The sequence below is a fragment of the Salinifilum aidingensis genome (genome assembly GCF_054782015.1).
Map to the genome: position 1 here is coordinate 76,267 of NZ_BAAGTH010000011.1, position 26,260 is coordinate 102,526.

The window sequence follows — 26,260 nt, forward strand, 5'->3', positions numbered from 1 at the left end:
CGAGTAGACCAGCATGCTGCGTAGCCGGTCTCTGCGGCCAATCGAGTGAATTCCGGGTGATCGTGTGGATGCTGTTGGTGCCGAGTCCCCAACCTCCGCAGATGCGATCTCGCGGCATGGGGGCCGCCGATCGCTACTACTGGAGGGAATGACTTTGTACGGCGCGACGAATTCACCGTCGCACGTGGCGATTAGCCATCAGCGCGACCACGGCTGCAATGACAACGGCGGCTACTCTGTCGACGGCGAGCGCCGAAGAAGACGCACCACCCCCTGCGGTGACGGCGAAGGCCCCAGAGGGCTCGTCGGAGTCGGTGAACTCGCGTATCACCGATTCGGCACTACACCTGGACTGGTCACCGCAGCAGGGCGCGACCCACTATCTGCTCGTTGACGATCGCAGCCAGAAGGTGCTGTGGCGCGGCGAAGACACCAGCGCCGAACTGCCGCTGAAGGCACCGACCTCGACCGACGTTCTCCTGGTGGCCGCCACCGCTGCTGGCACCAGCACCGTCGCAGAAGTTCTGGCGACCCAGCCACGGGCCGCATCCAGGGTGACGCCCCTGGTCACGGTGACGACCGAGAACGGAACCACAGCGGCGTGGGGAGCGATTCCGAACGTGCCCTCCTACGAAGTGGAGCAGGGCCAACCGGATGGGATGAAACCGCTCGGCAACTCGCCCGTCACGCGCACCCAGCTGCCGACAAGCTTGGGCGGCGCCGGGCGCTTCACCATCACAGGCGACCCCGTGGAACCTCCTGAGAAGGCGCAGCAAGACGTGACCAAACGCTACGGCGTGGAAATCGTGCCGCCGTCGACGAACGCGGGCGCCGTTCCGGCCGATGCCCAGGTCGGTGAGGTACTGACGCAGTCTTCCCAGCCCGCACAAGCCACTACGCGCACATCGACCGACTACCAAACCTACATCCCGCGCGACTACGTCGATGCCCCGGAGAGCTTCACCGACTTTCCGTGCGAAGGATCGTGGGGAGGGCCCGACTGGCACTACAGCGGTGACCAGCGGCGCGGGCCGGTGTACAACTCCGAGCAGTACCGCACCCGGGGCAACTACATGGTCAACTGGCAACAGCAGAACACCAACCCGTTCAAGAGCGTCAGCCCTACCAGCCGGTACGAGAGGACCGACGACGGGCGCTACGTCTACGACTCCACCCGGTTGGCGAGCGATGAGGATTTCCACCCCCGCGTGATCTCGAATGACGGAAACTACGCCCGCAACGTCATCGAGCACGAAGTCGGCAATCCCTATTGCACGTCGCTGGCCGGAATCACCTACGCCAGCCAGCAGGACCTGTACCGCAACGGTGGGCACTGGATCTACGGATCACACGACAAGATGCCCAACCACCAGCTCTACCGGACCGACTACCACGCGGATGGCACGCGGGACATCGAATTGATCTTCAATCACGAATTCGAAGACCCGAGGTGCTTGTTCTCGCCCGTTTGCGGTTCGCGCCAGTACCAGTACGTACGCTGATCCGCTCGGCGTGACAGCATGCGGGGTGCGGCAGCCGTGCTGCCGCACCCCGCCAGGGCCAACGATCCAGGGGACGCAATGGTCAACAACACTCTCCACGTGGTGCTGCGGTGGCTCGCCGCGGTCGTTGTGCTCGCGTTCTTCTTGTACTGGTCGGCGTTCCTAGCTTTCCTGATGGGGTTCGACACGGGTGTGCAACGCCCACAGCGAGTCGTCGAGAACTGGGACCTGCTGGTCGCCTCCGTCATCGCCGGGTTGCTGGGGATCGTCGGCGCGCGACTCGTCCTGCGTCGTCGTGTGCTGTCGTGGTGGCTGCTGGTGGCGTTGCCGCTGCCCGCCGTGATCGCTGCCGATCAAGCCGGCTGGCTCGGCTGACGCCGTTTTCGGGGTGAGCTGCCTGGCCGACGGTGCCGACCCGCAGTTCGCGCGAGCCGTGTTGGACCGCGGCGGCAGCCCGGTCGCGATCGTGCCCGCGGCGGAGTACCGCGACGGGCTCCCGGCGGAACACCACACCACCTACGACGCATCGTTCGAACAAGCCGCCGACGTGGTCCGCCTGGACCACATCGAGTCCACCGAGCAGTCCCGCATGGACGCGAGCGAGCGCATGCTCGACATGGCCGACGAGCTCATCGCCGTGTGGGAGGTCCGGGCGCACACCTGCGCTCGTCCGAGCACGGGCCGTGCGGTCAGTTGCGCGCTCGCGAGCTGCGGCTGGAAGGGCTGCCGCGCATTCCCAGGGTGCGGCGTACCGTGCGCCGGACCTCGTCGAGCATGATGCGCACCGGGTTGAACGACACGACGAGCACGATGGCGTCGCGCGGGCCGAGGACCCTCGCGAACCAGTCGTCGATGTCCGCGCGATCGGACGTGGGGCGCTGCGTCCACAGCCCGGCTTCGGTGTCATCGTAGGCGTCGGTGATGACCAAGGTGTCGTGGTCCAACCGATCGGCCTGGCCGAGATCGGCGGCGGCGTCCGCCGCGATGCGCCGGACGTGCTCCGGAACCGCGCCATCCGGGGTCGGCCACGTGGCACCGGTCCTGCCCGTGGCGGCCGACCACGCACCGTAGACCAGCGGATTTCCCGTGCGCATCACCGCGTGCAGGCTTCGTGGTGCGGCTTTGGCGATCGCCGCGCGCAGCAAGGCGCGCCAGATCGTGCTGGAGATCCCGGTGCCCTGGTGTTCCGGGTGCACGCCGGCGGAGTTGGCGTAGAAGCACCTGCGTCCGCCGAATCGGCGGTCGTTGCTGGCCACCCACGCCACCGGCATACCGGTGGCGTCGAACACGACGACGAGACCGGCCAGCCGGTCCAGGTTGTCGTCGGCGAGCCAGTTCTGCCAGTACTGCTCGGTGGTCGCGGTGAACGCTTGCACCGCGACGGGCGGGAACGTGCCGCGCAGGTACTGGCGGGCCGGGCCGGGGAGCTGCGTTCTCACCTCGGTCCAGAGCAATCCGGTCAGCCCGGGTCCGGCGGAGAGCTTCTTCGCTCCGCGGAGCAGTTCGGGCGGGCAGTGCGGGGGCATCGAGTCGATGGTGGTCATCTCCGTCTTCCAGATCCGCGCGAGCCGCTCGGGGCGGCATCGGTGTGGTTCGCGTTCGTGCTCCTGCTTCGCCGCCACGGTGGTCAGGGCCGCGCGGCGGGTTCGTGCGCGCGGAGCGCGGTGACCGCCGAGGCGAACATGGTCGACTTGATCGTCCCCAGCGTGTCGCGGTTCTTGCCGGACAGCGGGCGCACGAGCTCGACCGCCGTGCGCAGCACAGCGCCTTCGTCGGCGACCTGGTCGACCAGACCGCGGTCGCGGGCCTGCACCCCGCCGAAGCGTCGCCCCGTCGTCATCGCCTCGACGGCAGCCGCGGGCGTGAGCTTGCCCTGGATCAACGCGGCCATCCCCGGTGTGAACGGGACGTCGATGTCGACTTCGGGAAAGCAGAAGAAACCCCGGTCGGCGCGCATGACCCGGTAGTCGTGCGCCAGGGCCAGCATCGCCCCGGCGCCGAACGCGTGGCCGTGCACCGCCGCGACCGTAGGCACCGGCAGCGTCAGCACGCGGGCCAACAGCTCCTGCACATCGGCGCGGTACGCGGCCAGCTGATCGGCGTTTTCCACGATCCACTCCAGGTCGAGGCCGTTGGAGTAGAACTTGCCCCGCCCCGTGGTCACGAGCGCGCCGGCAGCGGAGTGGTCGACGACGGCGTCCAGCGCTGCGTTCACCTCCTTGAGCCACTCCGGTGAGAACCGGTTCTCGTCCTCGCCGAGATCCAGCACGAAGACGCCGTCCTGCTCGTGCAACGCGGGCATCGCAGTTCCTTCCTCGGAAAAGTGGTCGTGGTCGGCTTACCTGCGCCTCGGTGGTTCGCGATCGAGGACCGCGCGCACGGACGCCGCCAGACGCGCTCGCACGTCGGCGGTGATCAGTACCGCGCCGTCCGCGGTGACCTGGCTGAGGGCCCGGCGCAGCAGGGCGGTCGGCAGATCCACCACGCAGGTGGTGATCACCTCGACGCTCGGACCGTCCCGCCGATCCCACAGCGCGGACGCCAAGCGGCACAGCACCTCGGAGACCAACTTCCGGTCCAATTCGAGCAGCGAGTCGGCGAGCTCCTCGGGGAGGTCGGGTCCGAGCAGCTGCTCCCGGCGCACCGTCATCAACATCCCAGCCGCCGCCGGACGTCGCTGCGCGAGCACCGCCGGCGCATCGGCGGCGGCGACCACGGCGTTCACCGCGTCCCCGGGAGCCGGTGCCGCACCCAGCGCTTCATCGACGAGCTCCCGCTGCAGGTCCAAGAACTCGAGCGCGGCCCGCAGCCACATCCGCCCGCGCAGCACCGCCAGCGAACCGAAGGCGTGGTAGATCGCACCGTTGGGCACACCGCTCTCCGTCGAGAGCCTGCGCACGGTGAGCCGCTCCGGTCCCACGTCGACGACGAGCCGTTCGGCGACGTCCAGCACCTGATCGAGGTCGTGTACACGCGGTCGAGGCACGACCGCAGCGTAATGGAGCAGATGCTCCACAACAAGGGTGCTGCTGACGCCCGCTCGCAGGCCGCCAGAAGTCAGGCGTGGCCCGGCGTCGCGCGTGAGGCTAGCGGGTACGGCGGTGGCGGGCACGGCGTGCCGTGACCCCGTGGGGAGCCGTGGGAGAACCCTTCGCGGAACCGGCACGCGGGGCACGTCGTTCCTGCTACGTTCCGCCCCATGAAGATCAAGACGTTCTACTCGAGCAACCCGGAGAAGTTGGACCGGAGGGTCAACGAGTTCCTGGACGATCCCGCCATCGAGGTCGTCGACGTCCAGCTTTCCAGCAACGTGTTCACGGCGTGGGTCCTGATCCAGTACAAACCCGCATGAGGAAGCGTTCGGCGCAGTTCCCGCTGCGTCGCCCAGCGCTGTCGTGACGGCTGCTGCTGGTGTTGCCGCTCCCCGCAGTCATCGCTGCTGCACGGCAACCGGGACAACGTGCTGGTCGAGCTCAACGCCGCCCACAAAGCCCCACCGCAGCACAGCCCCTGACGGCTTCGCTCGTGGCGTACCGGACCTCCCAGTGTTGCCCGGATGCCGGCGGGGCGACTCGGTCGTTGCGCTTCGGGCTCATGCGTCCACCGGCGGGGCCGAGGCCGGACCGTGGTCAGCACCGTCGGTGGCCAGCACCTCGTGCAGCTCCGGGTCGGCGCAGACCTCGGCGGTGTGCCGCCAAGTGGTGATCACGTGCACCACCGCCGCCGGGTTGTCGAGGTCCTCCACCGCGCGCAGGGCGTCGACGAACTCGTCGATGAACGCGGTGCGGTCGTCCGCGGGCAGCAGCCGCACCCACGGGAACGCCTGCGGCAGCACGTCGAGCATCAGCGATCGGGCCCCGTCCGGATCGCGCTGCATCATCGCAGCGAACACGCGGGCGCTCGCCGAGACGACCTCGCTGTCCTGCTGCGCCCGCAGGGCCGTGGTCAGCACCAAGTCCTCGTCACCGCGCCGGTGCAACAGCACGTCCTGAGCGGTTACAGCGAGCTGATGAGCCGCTCGACGCGTTCGTCCACCGCCCGGAACGGGTCCTTGCACAGCACGGTGCGCTGGGCCTGGTCGTTGAGCTTGAGGTGCACCCAGTCGACGGTGAAGTCCCGCCCGGCCGACTGGGCCGCCGCGATGAAGTCGCCGCGCAGCTTGGCCCGGGTGCTCTGCGGCGGGGTGTCCTTGGCCGCCTCGATCTCGCCGTCCTCGGTCACCCGGTCGACCAGGTCCTTGCGCTGCAGCATGTCGAACAGCCCGCGCCCGCGGCGCAGGTCGTGGTACGACAGGTCCAGCTGGGCGATGCGCGGGCTCGACAGCTCCAGCCCGTGCTTGCTGCGGTAGCGGTCCAGCAACCGCAGCTTGATGGCCCAGTCGATCTCCCGGTCGATGCCCGAGTAGTCCTGGTACTCGACCGCGTCCAGCGCACGCCCCCACAGGTCCATGATCCGGTCGGTCATCGGGTCGGAACCGCGCCGGGCGACGTAGTCGCAGGCCCGGGAGTAGTACTCGCGCTGGATGTCCAGGGCGGAGGCCTCCCGACCGCCCGCGAGGCGCACCCCGCGCCGACCGGTCAGGTCGTGGCTGATCTCGCGGATCGCCCGGATCGGGTTGTCCAGGGTGAAGTCGCGGAACTGCATGCCGTTCTCGACCATCTCCAGCACGAGGTTGGCCGTGCCCACCTTGAGCAGCGTGGTGACCTCGGACATGTTCGAGTCGCCCACGATGACGTGCAGCCGCCGGTAGCGCTCGGCGTCGGCGTGCGGCTCGTCGCGGGTGTTGATGATGGGGCGCGAGCGCGTGGTGGCGCTGGAGACGCCCTCCCAGATGTGCTCGGCCCGCTGGGACAGGCAGTACACCGCACCGCGCGGGGTCTGCAGCACCTTGCCCGCCCCGCAGATGAGCTGGCGCGTGACGAGGAACGGCAGCAGCACGTCGGCGATCCGGGAGAACTCGCCGGAACGGCCCACCAGGTAGTTCTCGTGGCAGCCGTAGGAGTTGCCCGCCGAATCGGTGTTGTTCTTGAACAGGAAGATGTCACCCCCGATGCCCTCGTCGGCCAACCGCCGCTCGGCATCGGCGAGCAGGTCCTCGAGGATGCGCTCACCGGCCTTGTCGTGCGTGATCAGCTGGGTGATGTCATCGCACTCGGCCGTGGCGAACTCGGGGTGCGAGCCCACGTCGAGGTACAGGCGGGCGCCGTTGCGGAGGAAGACGTTGGAGGAGCGTCCCCAGGACACCACCCGTCGGAAGAGATACCTGGCCACCTCGTCCGGGGAGAGCCTGCGCTGACCGTGGAAGGTGCAGGTGACCCCGAACTCGGTTTCGATGCCGAAGATCCGCCGCTGCATGCCTCCACACTAGGCGCAAATCGCGAGTTACGACGGTCCGCCGTTCGGGCCTGATCGGCGTTTTCCCCACCGCTCAGCGGGATTTCCGCCCGTCGCCGGGGGTGCGAACACGCGGTGCGCACAGGCGAACGGCGCACCTGAACCGATTCGGGCGAAGGGGCACCCCGGAGGTGGACACGCACCGCGTCCAGTGAGCTAGCTCACTCTCCCCGTGGTGGCGGATCGGCCGCTCCCCGCCACGGCGGTGCGCCCCGCCGCCCCGGTCCGGCCGGACCGGGGCGGCGGGGCGGCGGGGCGGCGGGGCTACCCGGTCACGAGCTGGACGAACCGTCCGCGCCGTCACCGCCGCCACCGCTGCTGTCGCCGTCGCTGCCGCCGTCGGGCTTCTCCTCGTCCGACTCGGACTGCCCGGCGGTGCCGCCCGGCAGCAGCCCGCGCAGCGCGGCGCCGCGGATGCGGCGGAAGGTCCGGTGTGGACGTTCCCGGTCGAGCACGGCGACCTCGAGCTGCTCGACGCCGACCTCGCGGTTGCCCTCGCCGCCGGCCGAGATCGCCCGGATCGCCACCCCGATGGCGGCCTCCAGGTCCATGCCGTCGGCGAAGGTCTCCTTGAGCTTGCTGGTGATCGTGTCCACCTGACCGCCCATCACCACGTACTGCGGCTCATCCACGATGGAGCCGTCGTAGGTGAGGCGGTACAGCTGGTCCCCCTCGGCGGTGCGGCCGACTTCGGCCACGCAGATCTCCACTTCGAACGGTTTGATCTGCTCGGTGAAGATCGCCCCGAGGTGCTGGGCGTAGGTGTTCGCCAGCGACCGGCCGGTCACGTCCCGGCGGTCGTAGGAATAGCCGCGCACATCGGCGATGCGCACGCCGGCCACGCGCAGCGCCTCGAACTCGCTGTAGCGGCCGACCGCGGCGAAGCCGATGCGGTCGTAGATCTCGGAAACCTTGTGCAGCGTCGGGGACGGGTTCTCGGCGACGAAGAGCACTCCCCCGGCGTACTTGAGCACGACCACGCTGCGGCCCCGAGCGATGCCCTTGCGGGCCAGCTCGGAGCGCTCGCGCATGAGCTGCTCGGGGGAGGTGTAGAACGGCATCGTCACGGCTGTGCACTCCTGGGTCGGATCGGCTCGCCTCGTGCGGACGCGAGCGGCGGGGCGAACGGACGGGCAGCGGCGACTCAGCCGCCGGGGTTCTCCTGCCGGCCCGCGACGACCTCGGACACGATCTCGGCCGCGCGTTCCTCGGACAGGCGGACCGCCCCCTCCGCCGCGGTCACCGTGACCACGGAGGGGTAGATCCGGCGCGTCAGGTCCGGCCCGCCGGTGGCCGTGTCGTCATCGGCGGCGTCGTAGAGCGACTCGATCGCGGTCCGCACGGCCTGATCCACGCCCACTTCCGGGTCGTAGCGCTTCTTCAGCGCCGACTTGGCGAACGTCGAACCGGAGCCGACGGCGTGGTACCCGCCGATCTCGTTGTACCTGCCGCCGGTGATGTCGTAGGAGACGATGCGCCCGGCCCACTCGGGGTCGGCGGCCTCGGCGTCGAAACCCGCGAACAGCGGGACGACCGCCAGCCCCTGCAACGCCCCGGCCAGGTTGCTGCGCAGCATCGTGGCCAGCTTGTTCGACTTGCCGTCCAGCGACAGCGGCACGCCCTCGAGCTTCTCGTAGTGCTCCAGTTCGACCGCGAACAGCCGCACGAGCTCCTGCGCGATCCCGGCGGTGCCGGCGATGCCGACGGTGGAGTAGGAATCGGTGACGAACAGCTTGTCCATGTCCCGCTGCGCGATGAGGTTGCCCATCGTCGCCCGGCGGTCCCCGGCCAGCAGCACGCCGCCGCGGAAGGTCAGCGCCACGATCGTCGTCCCGTGCGGGGCGTCCACGGAGCCGTTCCCCCGCACGTCGGGTTTCGCCTGGCTCCCCGGGAGAAGTTCGGGAGCCGCGGACCGGAGGAAATCGGTGAACGAGTTCCCCGGGGCCAGGTAGGCGTCGGGCAAGGCCGGACCCGAACCTCGGGTCGCACTGGAATCCATCGGCGACATCGTCTCCTGCTCGAACTCGCTGGTGCTCGCGCACGTCCCCCGCACCTCCGGCCCGCTGGCCGGAGGTCGCGGCGGTCGTCGGAGCGCACTGCAATTGTCGATCACGCCCGGCGGTGGGCGCCCGCCGGACTCGGGCGGCTACTGCCCGCCCTTCTGCACGTAGGCGCGGACGAAGTCCTCGGCGTTCTCCTCCAGGACGTCGTCGATCTCGTCGAGGATCGCGTCGACGTCCTCGCCGACCTTCTCCCGCTGCTCCTGACCGGAGGCGTCGGGGCCCTGCTGCTCCTCGTCGTCCCCGTCGCCGTGGCGTTGCGTCTTCTCCTGGGCCATGTCGCCCTCCCGGTGGTCGATTGCGCGGAGGTCACCGCTCCGGCGGAACGTGGTCCTCCCGTGCGCAGATTACCCATCCGACCAATCGTTCGCCCAGAATCTCGCGGGCATTATCTCGATCTTCACGCTCCCGCATCATCCCCGCGTGAGCGAGTCGACCAGCTCCTCGGCGCTCTGCGCGGACTCCAGCAGATCGCCGACATGGGCCTTGGTACCACGCAGCGGCTCCAACGTGGGGATCCGCACGAGCGATTCCCGGCCCAGGTCGAAGATGACCGAGTCCCACGACGCGGCCGCGACGTCGGCCGGGTAGCGCTCCAGGCACCGCCCCCGGAAGTAGGCGCGCGTGTCCTCCGGCGGGTCGGTCACCGCCGCGCGGACCTCCTCCTCGTCGACGAGCCGCCGCATCGAACCGCGCGCCACCAGGCGGTTGTACAGGCCCTTGTCCAGGCGCACGTCCGAGTACTGCAGGTCGATCATGTGCAGCCGGGGCGAGGCCCAGCCGAGGTTGTCGCGCGTGCGGTAGTTCTCCAGCAGCAGCAGCTTGGCGGGCCAGTCCAGCCGGTCGGCGCAGTCCATCGGGTCGCCCGCCAGCACGTCCAGGACCTCGCCCCAGGTGTTGAGCACGTCCCGGTCGGCCGGCTCGCCGCCGTGCTTCTCGTAGAAGCGCATCGCCCGATCGAAGTACGCCCGCTGCAGGTCCAGACCGGTGAACTGCCGCCCGTCGGCGAGCTCGACCGTCCGCTTCAGCGAGGGGTCGTGGCTGATCGTGTGGACCGCCTGCACCGGGTCGGCCAGGCGCAGGTCCTCGAACCGCTCCCCCGCCTCGATCATGTCCAGCACGAGCGCGGTCGTGCCGAGCTTGAGGTAGGTGGCGGTCTCGGCGAGGTTGGCGTCGCCGAGGATGACGTGCAGGCGCCGGTACTTGTCCGCGTCGGCGTGCGGCTCGTCGCGGGTGTTGATGATGCCGCGCTTGAGGGTGGTCTCCAGCCCGACCTCGACCTCGATGTAGTCGGCCCGCTGGGACAGCTGGAAGCCGGCCTTCTCCCCGGCCTGGCCGATGCCCACGCGGCCGGACCCGCACATCACCTGGCGCGAGGCGAAGAACGGCGTCAGGCCCGTGATGACCGTGGTGAACGCCGTCGAGCGCGACATCAGGTAGTTCTCGTGCGTGCCGTAGCTGGCGCCCTTGCCGTCCACGTTGTTCTTGTACAGCTGGATCGGTGCCGTGCCGGGCACGCTCGTGGCGTGGACGGCGGCGTCCTCCATCACGCGCTCGCCGGCCTTGTCCCAGATCACCGCGTCCCGCGGGTTGGTGACCTCGGGCGCGGAGTACTCGGGGTGGGCGTGGTCGACGTACAGGCGCGCCCCGTTGGTCAGGATGACGTTGGCGGCCCCGAGGTCGTCGCCCTCGTTGCCGTTGTTCTGCTGGGCCGTGGCCGTCAGGTCGAACCCGCGGGCGTCCCGCAGGGGCGACTCGACCTCGTAGTCCCACCGCGCCCGGCGCGCCCGCGGGATGTCGGCCGCCGCCGCGTACGCGAGCACGACGTGCGTCGAGCTCAGCACCGGGTTGGCGCTCGAATCGCCCGGCACAGCGATGCCGTACTCCACCTCGGTTCCCATGATCCGCCGCATATACCGCAGCGTACGGGTTTCCGCCGAGTAGGCAGAGTGTGAGCTTTCCCGCCGTGTCCGGAGTGCGAGGATGTGCCCGTGGGCAGCGGGGAGCAGGTCGCCGTGTATGACCCGTCCGGGTGTGCGGTCGGGGCCGCGCCGCGGGAGCGGATGCGGCGGGAGGGGCTCTGGCACGCGGCCGCGTTCGTGCTCGTGCGCTCGCGCACCGGGCGGGCCGTGTACGTGCACCGGCGCACCGCGGACAAGGACGTCTACCCCGGCCTGCACGACTGCTGGGCGGGCGGTGTCGTCGCCGCCGGGGAGTCCCCGGACCAGGCCGCGCGGCGCGAGCTCGCGGAGGAGCTCGGCATCGACGCGCAGCCGGAGTTCGCCTTCCGCTCGGTGCACGTGAACGGCACCGTGCGGCTCCACGGCTTCTGCTACGAGGCCCGCTGGGACGGGCCGGTGCGCCACCAGCCCGAGGAGGTCGCGGAGGGCTGGTGGATGCCGCTGGAGGAGCTGCGCGGTCGGCTGGAGGCCGGCGACTGGCCGATGGTGCCGGACGGCAGGCAGTTCCTCGGGGAGTGGTTCCGGCGGCACGGCCAGCGCCCCGCCCAGCCCCGCTGAGGCGGCCGCGGGGCAGCGGCTACCCGATGCCGGGCGCCCCGGAGCGAGAGCCGTGCGAGAGGTTCCGCAGCGGGACCGCGCAGCCCGGTCCGGAGCCTTCCGTTCCCGGACCACTGCTCCCCCGGACTCAACCGTCCCAGTACTGACCAGCGCGCGAAGAACAACGCCGCGGAAACCGGAGCAGCCGGTGCAGTGCGGGCGACGCGGATCTGCGCGGCCGGCCGCTGCCTCGCGGGCCGTCTCGCACGGGCTGTTCGCACCAGCGCTGCCGTGCCGCGGCGCCGCGCCCAGCTGGCTCGCGACTCCGACCCCCCTCATCCTGGACGTGGCCGAAGAGTCCGAAGGAGGAACCGATCACAGCCAGTGGTACGCGAGAGCTGCACCGTCAGGTGCACGAGCTGCCCGCCGGCCAGGTGGTGAGTTGGCACTCCGGGCATCGCGTCCCGGCCGCCGTGTGCCTGCACGGTGCGGGGGTCTCCAGCCGCGAGCTGCTGCCCCTGGTCGCGGCGCTCAGCGCGCACCGCCAGACGTGGGCCGTCGATCTGCCCGGGCACGGAGCCAGCGCCCGCGCCGAGCCGCCCCGCTCGGTCGCCGAGTTCAGCGAGCACGTTCGCGACTTCCTCACCGCGGCGGGCCTGGCACCGGTGCATCTCCTCGGTTGTTCGTTCGGCTGCCAGATCACCGCCGACCTCGCCGTGCGCCACCCCGAACTCGTCCACAGCTGCGTCCTGATCGCCCCGACGGTCGACCCGGTGGCCCGCGGCTTCGTCCGCCAGCTCGGGCGCTGGGCCCGCAACGGCCGGCACGAGCCGCCCGCGCTGTCCGCCCTGGTGCTGCGGGACTACATCGACGCGGGCCCGCGCCGGATCGCGGCCGCCTTCCGCAGCGCGCTCACCGATCGGATCGAGGACAAGCTGCCCCGCATCACCGTCCCGGCCCTCGTGCTCCGCGGGGAGCACGACGCGATCGTGCCGCGATCGTGGGCCGAGGAGGCCACCCGGCTCCTCCCGCGCGGACACCTGACCCGCTGGCCCGGGAGCGGTCACATGGTTCCGTTCAGGGATCCCGGCGGTGTCGCCGACCACGTCGCCGGGCACCTCGACGAGGTGCCGCGTTGAAGCCCCAGCACGCCGTCGCCTCCTTCGATTCCGCCACCGGGATGCTGCGCGCGCTGTCCCACTTCCTCGCCGGTCAGGACGTTCCCGCCCTCGGGCAGGTCCCGCGCTCGGCCGTCCCGCTGCTCTCCTCCGCGCTGGGCGCTGTCAACCGGCTTCCCACGAGCATCGCCGAACGCGTCTACGCCGCCAGCGGCATCGCCGAAGCCGTCCCGCGCACCTCGCTCGGGCGGATCAACGCCGAGGACCTCGCCGAGTGGGTCGTGAGCCACTACCCGCGGCGCCGCTACCCGGTCGTGTTCGTCGGCTCCTCGAACGGAGCGCTGATCCACCTCGCCGCCGCGCTCGACGCGCCGTGGCTGCCGCAGACGCTGCTCGTGCCCGTGCGCCGCCGCGGGGTCGACCGCGACGACCCGCGGGCGGAACTCGACGCGGGCCACCAGCCCGCCCACGACCTGCTTCAAGCCAACCCCCGGCTGGGCCTGCACCACATGCACGATCCCAACCAAGATCGCCTCATGATCGCCGGGATGTCCTACTTCCGAGTCAAGTGGCAGTCCCTGCCGGCGGCCTACCGTCGCTTCCTGCGAGACAGCCTGGAACCGGGCGGCACCGTCATCAGCGTCGAATGCGAACTGTCGTGGCCGGTGACCCGCGTCGGCCCGCGCCACTGCTTCCAGTTCGGAGCGCTGGGCGGCGCTTCCGAATCCGAATACCACGAGGGCGGGCCCCGGGTGGCCGACCTGCTGCACCGGTACGGCTCCGCGCGGCGCGGCTGGACCCCGCCGCCGCCCGACGAGCGCGCCCCGGAAGCCGAGTGGGGCTTCGACCCGGCCCTGCTCGACGACCTGGGCGACCTCGCCCGCACGCACGGGTGCGCGTTCCGGCGCCTGCGTTTCGGCGAGCCCGAGCAGCTCAGCCCTGCGGTCGCCGAGCTGCACCGCTGGTGGTACCGCGAGCGCGGCGTGCCCGACAATCGCCTGCTGGCGGAATCGTTCCTGCTCATGGAGCCGTGGTGGGCCCTGCGCACGGGTTCTGCGCCCTTCTGGATGGCGTTCAACACCGAAAGCTCCCACCACGCGTTGAACTCCTACCTCGACGCCGCGGGCGACTACGACGAGATCCGCCTCATGCTCTTCTCGCACGGAACCGAGTCCATCGGTCTGGCCGGCGCCGAGCAGTGGCGGCGTCTCGTCGAGCGGGCCCGCAAGGTCGGCACGCTCGCCGGGGGCGACCTCGAGGCCTACCCGCGGGACTTCGCCTCCCTGGTTCGCGCCCACCACGAGCTGAGTCGGGTGCGCCACCTGCATCCCGCACCCGCCCCGCTCGCGCTCACGAGCGCCGCGCCGGTACTGGCGCACCACCGAGGGGTGGAACTCACCGAACCCACCGCCTGAGCGAGCGCCCTTCGTCACTCGCCGCGACGGCTGGGGTCTTCCGCGGACGTCGCCGAGGAGGCGAAGCCGTGGCTCGTGGCGTAGTGCGCTCCGAGGAGCTGGGCGCCGAAGTCGTCGCCGGGGCGCCGCACGACCGAGTGCGCGTGGTTCGCCTCGTTCTGCGTGTTGTCGTACTCCACGAGCAGTCCGGGCGCCTGCACCCGGTAGTAGTGCCCGCTGCCGCGCTGCCGCGGACCTTCCCAGGCGAAGTGCACGTCGTCCGCGGCCCGCTCCAGCGCCGCCGCTTCGTCGCCGACCAGGCCCGCGTTGAACCGCCCCAGGTACAGCGACAGGAGCTGGTCGAGGCAGGCCGCCGCGCTCGGGCCGAGATCCCGCCGCGGGACGCCGAGGGGATCGACGTGGTCCGGCGCCTGCGCCGCGCTCGCGGTGCGGATGTCGTTCGGCGGACGATCGCTGACGACGGCCCTGCGCCGGTGCTGCGGGGAGAGCTCCTCGAGCACCGCCCGAGCGAGGTCCTCCTCCCAGCAGAGCGGTCGAAGGCCCGGCCGCTCCGCATAACTGATCGCGGCCGGATGAGCACCGAGGAACAACGGCGTGGGGCTCACTTCGGACCCCGTGACGGTCGCCGTCACCGACAGGTGGTGCCCCTCGAACCGCCACGACCACGCGTCCTCGTCCGGAGAACCGAACACCGCGATCCAGTAGTGACCGCGGTGGCGCCCGTGCTCCCCGCCCTCGACGCGGTCCAGCACTTCTTCCAACCCCATGATGGTGGTGGCCTGCGCGAACGCACGCGGGCTCAGCGCGGTGGCCAGCAACTGGTGCGCGGCTTTGGCCGCATCGCGCCCCAGGTCGGCGAGACGGACACCGGGGCGGGACTCCGGCACGTAGCTCCACCGCAGACGCCTGTCGTCGGCGAAGGAGTAGCGCACCCGGGCGCGCTGCGCGTCGTCGAGCGCTCCGAGCACGTTCAGCATCGCAGCGCGCATGGCTTCAGCGGCGGCGCATCCGCTCGTCATACCAGGACCTCGCGGTAGTCGGCGGGTACGGGCGGCGTGGTCGAGCCCGGCACGGCTCGGTGCCCGCGAGTCCCGGCGGACCGGAGCGCCCCCGCGGCGCTCCGCCGCCGTCCCCGCGGCGCATCGACGACTTCGGGATACCCGCGCACTCCCGAACCGCAACGAACTCTTCGCGACCGCGGGCACCCGCGAATGCTCGAACTGGTTCGGTCGGCCTGCGCTGGGACACGGACCGGCGGACGTCACGTGCGGCGAAAGCACCGGCGTGCGTGCGCGAGCGCTTGCGGGGGCCGCGCACCGCACCCGCCGTTGAAGCGCCGACCGCGCCGTGCGGTTTCGGCCGTCCGCCGACGCGGGAATCCCCCTGCCGTCTTCCGCCAGCACACCAACTCGGGAGCACCGGGGTATGCGCACGTTGACACCGGCGAGGCTCGACGCCGACGAGCACGTCCGCCTCGACGCGCTCTGGCGGGCCACCAACTACCTCGCCGTCGGTCAGCTCTACCTGCACAGCAACCCGTTGCTGACGGAACCGCTGCGCAGCGAGCACATCAAGCCCCGCCTGCTGGGGCACTGGGGCACTGTCCCGGGGCTGACCCTGGTCTACATCCACCTCAACCGGCTGATCCGCCACCGCGACCTCGACGTGATCTACGTGACCGGCCCGGGGCACGGCGGCGCCGGCCTGCAGGCCGCGAGCTGGCTGGAGGGCACCTTCACCGAGACCTACCCGGAGGTGACCCGCGACGCCGCCGGGATGGCCCGCCTGTGCAAGCAGTTCTCGTTCCCCGGTGGCATGCCCAGCCACGTGGGCCCCGAGGTGCCGGGATCGATCAACGAGGGCGGCGAGCTCGGCTACTCGCTCGCGCACGCCTACGGAGCGGTGTTCGACAACCCCGACCTGATCGCCGCGTGCGTGGTGGCCGACGGGGAGGCCGAGACGGGCCCGTTGGCCGCGGCGTGGCACGGCAACAAGTTCCTCGACCCCGTCCACGACGGAGCGGTGCTGCCCGTCCTGCACCTCAACAGCTACAAGATCGCCAACCCGACGGTGCTGTCCGGGATCTCCGACGCCGAGCTCACCCACCTGCTCGAAGGCTGCGGACACGTCCCCTACCTCGTCGACGGGGACGATCCCGAGCACGTGCACGCCGCGCTCGCGAGCACGCTGGACCGCGCGGTCGACGAAATCCACCGCATCCAGGCCGAAGCCCGCGAGCGCGGAAAGAACACCCGGCCTCCGTGGCCGGTGATCGTGCTGCGGACCCCGAAGGGGTGGACGGGTCCGCACGAGTTCGACGGGAAGCTCGTGGAAGGCACGTGGCGTTCCCACCAGCTCCCGCTGCCCGATCCGGCCGGGGACGCCGACCAGCGCGAGCGGTTGCAGTCGTGGCTGCTCGACTACCGGCCTGGAGAGCTGTTCGACGAGGACGGCGAACCCCGATCCGCGGTCACCGAGGCCGTTCCCCGCCCGGAGCGGAGGATGAGCGCCAGCCCGCACACCAACGGGGGTGCGCGCACCGAGCTGGATCCGCCCCGTTCTCGTCCCTACATGCTCGAGCGCGACCGGAGCGGCCGGGAACCGCAGTCGCCGACGCAGGTGCTCGGCCGCTACCTCCGCGACCTGCTGCAAGCCAGCCACCGCAGCCGAGACTTCCGGGTGTTCTCCCCCGACGAGCTCGATTCCAACAAGCTCTCCGCCGTCTACGAGGCAACCGACCGCGCCTGGAACGCCGCGCAGGCACCCGTCGACGCGCACCTGAGCCAGCACGGACGCGTGATGGAAGTGCTCAGCGAGCACACGCTGCAGGGCTGGTTGGAGGGGTACCTGCTCACCGGCCGGCACGGCCTGTTCGCCAGCTACGAGGCCTTCATCCACATCGTCGACTCGATGGTCAACCAGTTCGCCAAGTGGCTCAAGGTCAGCGGGGAGCTCTCCTGGCGCCCACCCGTGCCGTCGCTGACCTACCTGCTGACCTCGCACGTGTGGCAGCAGGACCACAACGGCTTCTCCCACCAGGACCCGGGGTTCCTCGACCACGTCACCCACAAGAAACCCGACGTGGTGCGCGTCTACCTGCCGCCGGACGCGAACACACTGCTGTGGACGGTCGAACACTGCCTGCGCAGCCGAGACCTGATCAACGTCATCGTGACGGGCAAACAACCCCAGCCGACCTGGCTCGACCCCGCCGCGGCCGCCGAGCACTGCGCCCGCGGAGCCGGCGTGTGGGGGTGGGCCTGCACCGGCGGCGACCCGCCCGACGTCGTGCTGGCCTGCGCCGGCGACGTGCCCACCCGCGAGACCCTCGCCGCCGTCGACATCCTGAGCAACTCCGCTCCCCACCTGTCGGTGCGCGTGGTCAACGTCGTCGATCTCATGCGCCTGCAACCGGCCGAGGCGCACCCGCACGGGCTCACCGACCGCGATTTCGACGCGCTGTTCACCACCGACCGCCCGATCGTGTTCGCCTACCACGGTTACCCCTGGCTGATCCACCGCCTCACCCACGGACGCACCAACCGCGACCTGCACGTTCGCGGCTACCGCGAGGAGGGCACCACGACCACGCCGTTCGACATGGCCGTGCGCAACCGCATCGACCGGTTCGACCTCGTGCTCGACGTGCTCCACCACGCCGGCCGGCACGACCGCGCCTGCGCCGACCTGCGGCAGGCCATGCACGACGAACGCGCCGAGCACGACCGGCACACCCGCGAGCACGGCATCGACCTGCCCGAAGTGCGCGCCTGGCACTGGCCCGTGCCGTGATGCCCCGACCACGCACGCACCAAGGCCCCGCTGGGACTGCCGGCGCGCCGGAGCCGACAACCCCACGAGCTGCCAGGAGGAACAGGTGGGTACCACGGCAGTCATCACCGTCAACCCCGGCTCCAACAGCCTGCGCCTGGAGACCGCGGCCGTCGACGAGAACGGAACCTGCGAGGTGCTCGACTCCACCAGCACAGCCACGTCACCGACCTCCGACGAGTCCCTCGCCGAGTTCGACCGGTTCCTCCGCGCCCATGCCGAGCACGCCACCTGCCTGGCTCACCGCCTCGTTCACGGCGGTGAGCACGTCACGCGTCCCCGTCGCGTCGACGAATCGACCCTGACCGCCCTGGGCGAGCTCGAAACGCTGGCACCCCTGCACGTGCCCGCCACCGTGCAGCTGATCCGGCGCTCCGGGAACGCGCACCCCGGCCTGACCCAGGTCCTGTGCCCGGACACCGGTTTCCACCGCGCACTGCCCCCGGAAGCCCGCACCGAACCGCTGCCCGCCCGGTGGCAGGGCCACGTCCGCCGCTACGGCTTCCACGGCCTGTCCTACGCCTGGGCGCTGCGCCGCACCACCGAGATCCTCGGCCGGGGCCCGGAACAGATCCAGGTGCTGCTGGCGCACCTCGGCGGCGGCTGCTCGGCCTGCGCCGTCCACAGCGGTCGAAGCGTCGACACCACCATGGGACTCACCCCGCTCGGCGGGATGGCCATGTCGCGGCGCAGCGGCGATCTCGACCCCGGGCTGTTGTTCTGGCTGCTGCGACACTCCGATGAGGACACCGACACCGTCGAGCGGGCGCTGCACGGCGAGGCCGGGCTGCTCGGGCTGTCCGGCGGCCGCTCCGGGGACACCCGCGACCTCGTGGCCGCCGCCGACGACGGCGACGACGACGCCCGCCTGGCACTGCGCGTGTTCGCAAAACGCGCAGCCGCCGGCATCGCGTCCATGGCCACCAATCTCGACACCATCGACGCGCTGGTGTTCACCGGCGAGATCGGATGGAACCAGCCCGAAGTGCGCCGCGACATTTGCCGGCGCCTGTCCTTGCTGGGCCTTCCCGGCGAGCTCTCCGGCAACCGCGCCGACGACGGGCCCGTGAGCGCGCCGGAACAGCACCCCGCCGTCCTCGTCGTCAAGCCTCGCGAAGAACTCCAGCTCGCCCTCGAGGCCGCGGCAGCGCTGCGACCCCGAGCGCAGTAGCGCCCGACGACACCAGCGGCGGGCGCGATGCTGGACGCTCCCCGCGGGGGGATCAGGCAGTTGCCACCGAGCTCCGTCCCACCGGTCCCCTGCGATCTCATCGAGACCACTGGGGTCCCGAACCCACCAGCACCTCCGCGAGGTGCGCGGCCGCGCGGTCGCTGCCGTGGGCGATCTGGGTGCGGCAGCTGAAGCCGTCGGCGAGCACCAGCGTGTTCGGTGCCGCCCGCCGCACGGCCGGGAGCAACGCGTGTTCGGCGCAGGCCATCGAGACGTCGTAGTGCCCGCGTTCGAACCCGAAGTTCCCGGCCAGTCCGCAGCATCCCGAATCGAGGACGTCCGCATCGACTCCCGCCCCGGACAGCACCTCCTCGTCCGCTCGGAAGCCCAGCACCGCGTGCTGGTGGCAGTGCGCCTGCACGACGGCATCGACGTCGCGCCGCGGCGGGTGCCAGTCGTCGGGGGCGTAGCGGGTCAACGCCTCGGCCAGGGTGAGGACTTGGCCGCGCAGCCGTGCGGCGTCTTCGTCGTGGGGGAGCAGTTCGCGCAGGTCCGAGCGGAACACCGCCAGGCACGACGGCTCCGTTCCGACGATCGGGGTGCCCGCCTCGATCCACGGGCGCAGCACCCGGAACGTGCGGCGGAGCACGCGCCGCGCCGAGGTCAGTTGGCCGGTGGAGATCAGGGTCAGTCCGCAGCACACCGGCTGCTGCGGGACGGCGACCCGGAAGCCGGCGTTCTCCAGCACTTCGACCGTGGCGCGGGCGATGCGGGGTTCGAAGTGGTTGGTGAACGTGTCCGGCCACAGCAGCACGGCGTCGCGGTCGCCCGGCCGCGGTTCGGAGCGGGCGCGCCGACGCCACTGCTGCTGGAAACTCCTCGGGGCGAACCGCGGGGCCTCGCGCTCGGGGGTGATCCCGGCGATGCGCTTGCCCGCCTCGGCCAATCCGGGCGCGTGCAGCGCGGTGTTGACCAGGCGCGGTGCCAGCCGGGCGCCCTGCGCCAGCACCGGGAGCCACCCCAGCGAGTAGTGCGTCGTCGGGCGCGGCCGGTTGCGGTAGTGCTGGGCGAGGAACTCGGCCTTGTACATCGCCATGTCCACTCCGGTCGGGCAGTCCGACTTGCACCCCTTGCAGGCCAGGCACAGGTCCAGCGAGTCGTGCACGGCCTGCGAACGCCACCCGTCGGAGATCGGGGTGTCGGCGTGGCCCCGCATCATCTCGAACAGCAACCGGGCCCGCCCCCGCGTGGAGTGCTCCTCCTCGCCGGTCGCCCGGTATGACGGGCACATGACGCCCCCGCTGGTGCTGCGGCAGTTGCCGATGCCGACGCACCGCATGACGCCCTGGTGGAAACTGCCACCGTCGTCGGGGAAGCCCAGGTACGTCCTCGGGTGCTCGGGGCGGTAATCCGACCCGAGCCGCAGCTGCTCGTCCACCCGGTAGGGCGCCACGACTTTGCCGGGGTTCATCCGGTTCGCCGGGTCGAAGACGTCCTTGACCTCGCCGAAGGCCTGCACCAGCTCCTCGCCGAACATGCGCACGAGGAGTTCGCCGCGCGCCTGCCCGTCCCCGTGCTCGCCGGAGAGCGACCCGCCGTAGGAGACGACGAGGTCGGCGGCGCGCTGCACGAAGCGGCGGAACGCCGCCACGCCCGGGCCGCTCTTGAGGCGGAACGGGATCCGGACGTGCACGCAGCCGTGCCCGAAGTGCCCGTACAGCGCGGGGCGCTCGTAGCCGAACTCGGCGAACAGCGCCAGCAGATCGCGCAGGTAATCCCCCAACCTCCCCGGCGGCACCGCCGAGTCCTCCCAGCCCTCCCAGCTCTCGGGCATGTCCGGTGGGTTGGCCGTCGCCCCGAGACCGGCCTCGCGCGCCTTGAGCATCTGCTGCTCGCGCTCGGGGTCGTCGGAGACGGCCACGTCGAGGTCCTGCGGGGACTTGCCCAGCCCGTCGAGCAGGCGCTGCACCTGCCCGTCGGCGTCGTCCGCCGAATCACCGCCGCACTGGACGAAGAGCCAGCTGCTCCCCGCGGGCAGCAACGCCACCGAGTCCAGATACGTCCGCTCCTCGCGCAGGAAGTGCACCAGTTCCCCGCCGAGCGCTTCCAGCTGCAGCGGCGTGCTGTGCTGCAACAGCCGGGGGACGTCGTCGGCCGCGGCGGCCACGTCCTGGTAGCCGAGCACCACCATCGCCTTGCGCGCCACGGTGGGGACGAGGGCGAGCTCGGCGTGCAGCACCGTCACGAGCGTGCCCTCGCTGCCCACGAGCAGCTCCGCCGGGTCGAGGCCGTCGTCGCGCAGCAGGGCGTCGAGGTTGTAGCCCGACACCCGCCGCGGGATGTCGGGGTAGCGCAGGCGGATCCGCTCCCGGTAGCGGTCCCGGATCTCGCGCAGCCGCCGGTGGATCTCGCCCTCGCGGCCGCCCGCGGCGATCACGGCTTCCAGCTCGGCCTCGGTGACCGGTCCGACCCAGCAGCGCAGCCCGTCGTAGGTGAGGATCTCCAGGCTGCGGACGTTGTCGACGGTCTTGCCGTACATCTGGGCGCTGGCCCCGCAGGCGTTGTTGCCGATCATGCCGCCCAGCGCGCAGTGGCTGTGCGTGGACGGGAACGGACCGAACATGAGGTCGTGCTCGGCGAGCCGAGCGTTGAGCACGTCGAGCACGATCCCCGGTTCGACCACGCACGTACGCCGCGACGGGGACACGGAAACCAGAGCGTGGCAGTACTTGGTCCAGTCGATGATCACGGCGGTGTTCGTGGCCTGCCCGCCCAGGCTGGTACCCCCGCCTCGCGACAGCAGGGGCGCGCCGTGCGCGTGGCAGATCCGCACCGCTTCGGCTCCGGCGTCGACCGTGCGCGGCACGACGACGCCGATGGGGACCTGCCGATAGTTCGACGCGTCGGTGGCGTAGGCCCCGCGCGTGCCGTCGTCGAACCGCACCTCGCCGTCCACGGCAGAAACCAGGTCGTGCCGCAACGCCTCGGCGTCCACTCGGGCCACCCCCGGCAGGCCGGTCGCCGCCATCGCGCCTCCCGCGCTCGTCGTCTCGGCCACGCACCGAGGCACCTCACACCGTCCGGTAGGGCTCGGCGTCGGCCTCCTTCAGGGTCATGCCGTGCCCGGGGGCCGACGGGTCGGGGCGCACCGCGCCGCCCCGCGGGTCGAGCACGCCGTCGAAGAGCATCGCCTCGATGCGCTCGTGATCCCGGAACCACTCCAGGTGCCGGACGTTGTGCGTCGCGACGGCCACGTGTGCCGTGATGTTCTGGGCGCAGTGCCCGGACACGTCGAGATTGCGCGCCGCCGCCAACGCCGCCGCGCGGTACCACTCCCCGACCCCACCGCACCGGGTGAGGTCGACCTGCAGGCAATCCACCGCACCGGCCTCGAGCATCGTCGTGAAGTACGCCAGGTCGAAGCCGTACTCACCGGCAGCCACGTCGGCCTCCGCGGCCTGCAGCACGCGCCGCAACCCGGTCAGGTCGTCGCTGGAGACCGGTTCCTCGAACCACACCACGCCCGCCTGGTCCAGACGCCGTCCCACGCGCACCGCCTGCGCGGGCGAGTAGGCCCCGTTGGCGTCCACGAACAGCTCGGCGTCCTCCCCGACGAGGTTGCGCGCGAACTCCGTGCGCGCGAGGTCCCGCTCGGGGTTGCCTCCCCGCTCCTCACCGATCTTGATCTTGACCGCGGACAGCCCCTGCTCCCCGACCCATCGCTGCAGCTGCTGCTCCAACTGCTCGTCGTCGTAGGTGAGGAACCCCCCGCTGCCGTAGATGGCGACGCTCTCGTGCGCGCGGCCGAGGAACCGGCTCAGCGCCAGCCCGCACAGGCGCGCCGCGGCGTCCTGCAGGGCGATCTCCACCGCCGACATGGCGCACGACACCAATCCGGGCCGCCCGTTGTTGCGGATCGCTCGCTGCATCGCTCGCCAGGCCGCGGGCACGTCGAGCACGTCCCGCCCCAGCACCGCCCGGGCCAGCACGGTCTCGATCACCTCGACGCAGGCCGGGTGCGCGTAGGTGTATCCCAGACCGGTGCGATCGCCGGCCCGGACCGTGGCGACCACGATCGTCGTGTCCGACCACGCCAGGGTTCCGTCGGACTCCGGGGTCTCGGTGGGGACGCGGTACGCCCGGGCACCGACCTCGGTGATCTCCGCACCGTCCACCGGCGGCCCCCTCACCGCCGGTCCGCCCGCCCCGGGACGAACTCCTGCGCCTTGGCCTTGGCGCCTTCCTTGAGGACCGACCAGGCGTCCGGATCGCCCTTGAGCATGGCTTCGGCGACGGATTCCATCTGCTCCCAGTTCGCTTCCGGCGGGATCGGCGGTACCGCGGGATCGGTGACGAACTCGACCAGGCACGGGCGGTCGCAGCGCAGCGCCTGCTGCCAGGCGTTGTCGATATCACCGGGATCGTCCACCTTGATGCCGCGCAGCCCGAGCGATTCGGCGTAGCCGGCGTACGGGAACTCCGGCAACTGCTGCGAGGGCAGGAACTGCGGGGCACCGCTCATCGCCCGCATCTCCCAGGTGACCTGGTTGAGGTCGCTGTTGTTGAGCACTCCGATCACGACGCGCGGGTCGTCCCACTCCGCGCAGTAGTGCGCCACGGTGATCAGCTCGCTGATGCCGTTCATCTGCATCACGCCATCGCCCACCAGGGCGAACACCGGGCGATCGGGGAAGGCGAACTTCGCGCCGGTGGCGTACGGCATCCCCGGTCCCATCGTGGCCAGAGTCCCCGACAGCGAGCACCGGATGTCCCCGCGGATGCGCAGGTGCCGGCCGTACCAGTTCGCCACCGACCCCGCATCGGTGGTCACGATCGCGTTCTCCGGCAGCAGCGGCGACAGCTCGTGGAAGACCCGCTCGGGATTGATCGGATCCGCTGACACGTTCGCGCGGCGCCGCATCACGTCCCACCAGCCGCTGACGGTCTCCTCCACCTGCTGCCGCCAGGTGCGGTCCTCCTTGCGCCGCAACAGCGGCAACAGGTGCCGCAGGGTGTCCTGCGCGTCGCCGAGCAGGTTGACCTCGAACGGGTAGCGCATCCCGATCATCGTCGGATCGATGTCGATCTGCACGGCCCGCGCCTGGTCGAATTCCGGTAGGAACTGGCTGTACGGGAAGCTCGCACCGACCACGAGCAGCGTGTCGCAGTCGCGCATCAGCTCCCACGACGGGCGCGTGCCCATCAGCCCCGACACTCCGGTCACGTAGGGCAGGTCGTCGGTGAGCACGTCCTTGCCCAGCAGCGCCTTGGCCACCCCGGCCCCCAACGTGTCGGCGACCTGCTTGACCTCCTCGGCCGCGCCGCGGGCGCCCTGGCCGATCATCATCGCCACGCGCCGGCCGGAGTTGAGCACCTCCGCGGCGTGTTCCAGGTCCTGCCCCCTCGGGAGCACCGTCGAACCCGAGATCCCCAGGCTGGAGGGCACCATCTTGAACGCGTGCGTCGGAGGTGTGTACTCGGTCTCCTGCACATCGCCCGGGATGATCAGCGCGGTGACCGTGCGCTCGACCATCGCCGTGCGCATCGCCCGGTCCAGCGCGTTGGGCAGCTGCTGCGCCGTCACCACGAACTGGACGTACTCGCTGGCCACGTCCTTGTACAGCGAGTTCAGGTCGATCTCCTGCTGGTAGGCGCCGCCGAGCGCGGTGGTGCCCTGCTGACCCACGATCGCCACCACCGGCACGTGGTCCATCTTCGCGTCGTAGAGCCCGTTCAGCAGGTGCACCGCCCCAGGGCCTCCGGTGGCCATGCACACTCCGACGCGGCCGGAGAACTTCGCATACCCCACCGCTTCGAAGGCCGCCAACTCCTCGTGCCGCGCCTGGACGAACCGGGGTTCGTTGCCCGCCCGCTGCCACGCCGCCAGGATCCCGTTGATCCCGTCCCCGGCGTAGGAGAACACCTTGTCCACGCCCCACTCGCGCAACCGGCGCAGAACGTGGTCCGAGACCAATTCCGCCACGCCGACACCCCATTCCACCATCGCGCTGCTGCCGTGACGTTCCGAAGGCGGAGGACTCGCGCCGAGCACGCGTTCGGCAGTCCTCGTGCGTTGCGCGTCAGCCGTACCCGCGGTCGCTTCGCGGCCAAACGCGCGCCCCGCAGCCGCGGAGGCGGGCGGTGCGATCGCTCGCCGCACCCCCGGCGCTGCCCGCCTTCCGCGTGTTGCCGGCGTCCGCGCGGGGTAGACCGCGCACGGGGAACGGGCCGGGTGCCGGGCCGGCACCTGCCCCGAGCAGCAACACCAGGGAGGACCGCGGTGCGCATCGGCTACTTCCTCGCCACCGAGGAGTTCGGACCCGCCGAGCTCGTGCGGCAGGCGCAGCTCGCCGAGCAGGCGGGCTTCCACGGGCTGTGGATCTCCGACCACTTCCACCCCTGGGTGGACGCCCAGGGCAACAGCCCCTTCGTCTGGTCGGTGATCGGCGCCCTGTCACAGGTGACGTCGCTGCCGATCACCACGGCCGTGACCTGCCCGACGATCCGCATCCACCCCGCGATCATCGCCCACGCCGCCGCCACGGCCGGCGTGCAGACCGGGGAGCGCTTCGCGCTCGGCCTCGGCACGGGGGAAGCGCTCAACGAGCACGTGCTCGGCGACCGGTGGCCGCCGCCGCAGGTGCGCTCGGACATGCTGCGCGAGGCGATCGCGGTGATCCGCGCCCTGCACGCGGGCGGCTACGTCAACCACCACGGTGAGCACTACACCGTGGAGAACGCACGCCTGTACACCCTGCCCGAACGCCCCGTGCCGATCTACGTCTCGGCGTTCGGCCCGAGGACCGCCCGGTTCGCCGGGGCGAGCGCGGACGGCCTGTGCACGCCGGTGACGGACGCGGATCTCGTCCGGGAGTTCCGCGAAGCCGGCGGTCACGACAAACCGGTGCAAGGCGGCATGAAGGCGTGCTGGGCGCCCAGCGAGGAGGAAGCCGTCCGAACCGCCCGCACGTGGGCCACGGAGGCGCTGCCCGGATCCCTGGTGCTCAACCTGCCCACGCCGAAGGACTTCGAACAAGCGGTGCGCTTCGTCGACGACGGCGCGATCCAGGAGATCTTCCCCTGCGGACCGAACGCGGACCGGCACGTCGAAGCGGTCCGGGCGTTCGCAGACGCGGGGTTCGACGAGGTCTACGTCCAGCAGATCGGGCCGTCGCAGGAGGAGTTCTTCCAGGAGTGGCAGGAGAAGGTGCTGCCCGCCTTCCACGCCGGATCCACGTGACCGCTCGAGCCGGATGAGCGGTTCAGCGGAG

The 26,260-nt window shown here is 71.1% G+C and carries 22 protein-coding genes; 9 read left to right on the forward strand and 13 right to left on the reverse strand.

Annotation, left to right across the window (positions count from 1 at the left end):
• Positions 1–278 precede the first annotated feature (278 nt).
• Together ACYVJE_RS15650 and ACYVJE_RS15655 are read left to right on the forward strand one after the other, a co-directional pair.
• Positions 279–1,502 (forward strand): hypothetical protein, encoded by a 1,224-nt coding sequence (locus tag ACYVJE_RS15650; protein ID WP_461145042.1) that lies wholly within the window; start codon positions 279–281, stop codon positions 1,500–1,502.
• Positions 1,503–1,580: 78 nt separating this feature from the next.
• Positions 1,581–1,877, forward strand: a complete 297-nt coding sequence (locus ACYVJE_RS15655; RefSeq protein ID WP_461145043.1) for a hypothetical protein — start codon at positions 1,581–1,583, stop codon at positions 1,875–1,877.
• 314 nt (positions 1,878–2,191) lie between these two features.
• On the opposite strand, the gene ACYVJE_RS15660 is transcribed toward ACYVJE_RS15655, so the two are convergent.
• From ACYVJE_RS15660 to ACYVJE_RS15670, 3 genes are all read right to left on the reverse strand, one after another.
• A complete protein-coding gene (locus ACYVJE_RS15660; protein WP_461145044.1) occupies positions 2,192–3,046 on the reverse strand; it encodes a GNAT family N-acetyltransferase in 855 nt (284 codons plus the stop codon).
• Positions 3,047–3,129: 83 nt separating this feature from the next.
• Complete coding sequence (locus ACYVJE_RS15665) at positions 3,130–3,804, reverse strand: enoyl-CoA hydratase/isomerase family protein (protein WP_461145045.1); 675 nt, start codon at positions 3,802–3,804, stop codon at positions 3,130–3,132.
• A 36-nt stretch (positions 3,805–3,840) separates the two neighbouring features.
• Positions 3,841–4,488: a helix-turn-helix domain-containing protein gene (locus ACYVJE_RS15670; RefSeq protein WP_461145046.1), complete on the reverse strand. Its 648-nt coding sequence runs from the start codon at positions 4,486–4,488 to the stop codon at positions 3,841–3,843.
• Positions 4,489–4,701: 213 nt separating this feature from the next.
• On the opposite strand from ACYVJE_RS15670, the gene ACYVJE_RS15675 reads away from it, so the two are divergent.
• Positions 4,702–4,854: a hypothetical protein gene (locus ACYVJE_RS15675; RefSeq protein ID WP_459156402.1), complete on the forward strand. Its 153-nt coding sequence runs from the start codon at positions 4,702–4,704 to the stop codon at positions 4,852–4,854.
• A 240-nt stretch (positions 4,855–5,094) separates the two neighbouring features.
• Here ACYVJE_RS15675 and ACYVJE_RS15680 read toward each other — a convergent pair whose 3' ends face one another.
• From ACYVJE_RS15680 to dop, 6 genes are all read right to left on the reverse strand, one after another.
• A complete protein-coding gene (locus tag ACYVJE_RS15680; protein ID WP_461145047.1) occupies positions 5,095–5,487 on the reverse strand; it encodes a DUF6247 family protein in 393 nt (130 codons plus the stop codon).
• 11 nt (positions 5,488–5,498) lie between these two features.
• Complete coding sequence (pafA, locus tag ACYVJE_RS15685; protein WP_459156404.1) at positions 5,499–6,857, reverse strand: Pup--protein ligase; 1,359 nt, start codon at positions 6,855–6,857, stop codon at positions 5,499–5,501.
• Between the two features lie 311 nt (positions 6,858–7,168).
• On the reverse strand, positions 7,169–7,963 hold the full coding sequence (gene prcA, locus ACYVJE_RS15690) for a proteasome subunit alpha (RefSeq protein WP_459156405.1): 795 nt from the start codon (positions 7,961–7,963) through the stop codon (positions 7,169–7,171).
• A gap of 77 nt (positions 7,964–8,040) precedes the next feature.
• Positions 8,041–8,895, reverse strand: coding sequence for a proteasome subunit beta (gene prcB, locus ACYVJE_RS15695; protein WP_461145048.1), 855 nt, complete (start codon positions 8,893–8,895; stop codon positions 8,041–8,043).
• A 147-nt stretch (positions 8,896–9,042) separates the two neighbouring features.
• Entirely contained in the window at positions 9,043–9,234 is a 192-nt protein-coding gene (locus ACYVJE_RS15700) for a ubiquitin-like protein Pup (protein WP_459156407.1), read from the reverse strand.
• A gap of 135 nt (positions 9,235–9,369) precedes the next feature.
• On the reverse strand, positions 9,370–10,869 hold the full coding sequence (gene dop, locus ACYVJE_RS15705) for a depupylase/deamidase Dop (RefSeq protein ID WP_461145049.1): 1,500 nt from the start codon (positions 10,867–10,869) through the stop codon (positions 9,370–9,372).
• A gap of 78 nt (positions 10,870–10,947) precedes the next feature.
• Between dop and ACYVJE_RS15710 the strand changes: the two genes are divergently transcribed.
• From ACYVJE_RS15710 to ACYVJE_RS15720, 3 genes are all read left to right on the forward strand, one after another.
• A complete protein-coding gene (locus tag ACYVJE_RS15710; RefSeq protein ID WP_461145050.1) occupies positions 10,948–11,475 on the forward strand; it encodes an NUDIX hydrolase in 528 nt (175 codons plus the stop codon).
• A 389-nt stretch (positions 11,476–11,864) separates the two neighbouring features.
• A complete protein-coding gene (locus tag ACYVJE_RS15715) occupies positions 11,865–12,593 on the forward strand; it encodes an alpha/beta fold hydrolase (protein ID WP_461145051.1) in 729 nt (242 codons plus the stop codon).
• Complete coding sequence (locus ACYVJE_RS15720; protein WP_461145052.1) at positions 12,590–13,987, forward strand: hypothetical protein; 1,398 nt, start codon at positions 12,590–12,592, stop codon at positions 13,985–13,987. Before ACYVJE_RS15715 ends, ACYVJE_RS15720 begins: the two co-directional genes overlap by 4 nt.
• A gap of 14 nt (positions 13,988–14,001) precedes the next feature.
• Here the strand turns inward: ACYVJE_RS15720 and ACYVJE_RS15725 are convergent, their stop codons facing one another.
• The gene (locus ACYVJE_RS15725; RefSeq protein WP_461145053.1) at positions 14,002–15,006 is read right to left on the reverse strand and encodes a DUF3500 domain-containing protein; all 1,005 of its coding nucleotides are present in this window, start codon (positions 15,004–15,006) and stop codon (positions 14,002–14,004) included.
• A 406-nt stretch (positions 15,007–15,412) separates the two neighbouring features.
• Between ACYVJE_RS15725 and ACYVJE_RS15730 the strand changes: the two genes are divergently transcribed.
• Both ACYVJE_RS15730 and ACYVJE_RS15735 read left to right on the forward strand, forming a co-directional pair.
• Positions 15,413–17,779 (forward strand): phosphoketolase family protein, encoded by a 2,367-nt coding sequence (locus ACYVJE_RS15730; RefSeq protein WP_461145054.1) that lies wholly within the window; start codon positions 15,413–15,415, stop codon positions 17,777–17,779.
• An 85-nt stretch (positions 17,780–17,864) separates the two neighbouring features.
• Entirely contained in the window at positions 17,865–18,989 is a 1,125-nt protein-coding gene (locus ACYVJE_RS15735) for an acetate kinase (protein ID WP_461145055.1), read from the forward strand.
• A gap of 97 nt (positions 18,990–19,086) precedes the next feature.
• Here ACYVJE_RS15735 and ACYVJE_RS15740 read toward each other — a convergent pair whose 3' ends face one another.
• Genes ACYVJE_RS15740 through ACYVJE_RS15750 form a run of 3 tightly spaced genes read right to left on the reverse strand, consistent with a single transcriptional unit; the run spans position 19,087 to position 24,972 of the window.
• The gene (locus tag ACYVJE_RS15740) at positions 19,087–22,047 is read right to left on the reverse strand and encodes an FAD-binding and (Fe-S)-binding domain-containing protein (protein WP_461145056.1); all 2,961 of its coding nucleotides are present in this window, start codon (positions 22,045–22,047) and stop codon (positions 19,087–19,089) included.
• A gap of 13 nt (positions 22,048–22,060) precedes the next feature.
• The gene (locus tag ACYVJE_RS15745; RefSeq protein ID WP_461145057.1) at positions 22,061–23,164 is read right to left on the reverse strand and encodes an enolase C-terminal domain-like protein; all 1,104 of its coding nucleotides are present in this window, start codon (positions 23,162–23,164) and stop codon (positions 22,061–22,063) included.
• Between the two features lie 11 nt (positions 23,165–23,175).
• Entirely contained in the window at positions 23,176–24,972 is a 1,797-nt protein-coding gene (locus ACYVJE_RS15750; protein ID WP_461145058.1) for a thiamine pyrophosphate-requiring protein, read from the reverse strand.
• 297 nt (positions 24,973–25,269) lie between these two features.
• Between ACYVJE_RS15750 and ACYVJE_RS15755 the strand changes: the two genes are divergently transcribed.
• Positions 25,270–26,229: a TIGR03557 family F420-dependent LLM class oxidoreductase gene (locus ACYVJE_RS15755; RefSeq protein ID WP_461145059.1), complete on the forward strand. Its 960-nt coding sequence runs from the start codon at positions 25,270–25,272 to the stop codon at positions 26,227–26,229.
• Positions 26,230–26,260: the final 31 nt, after the last annotated feature.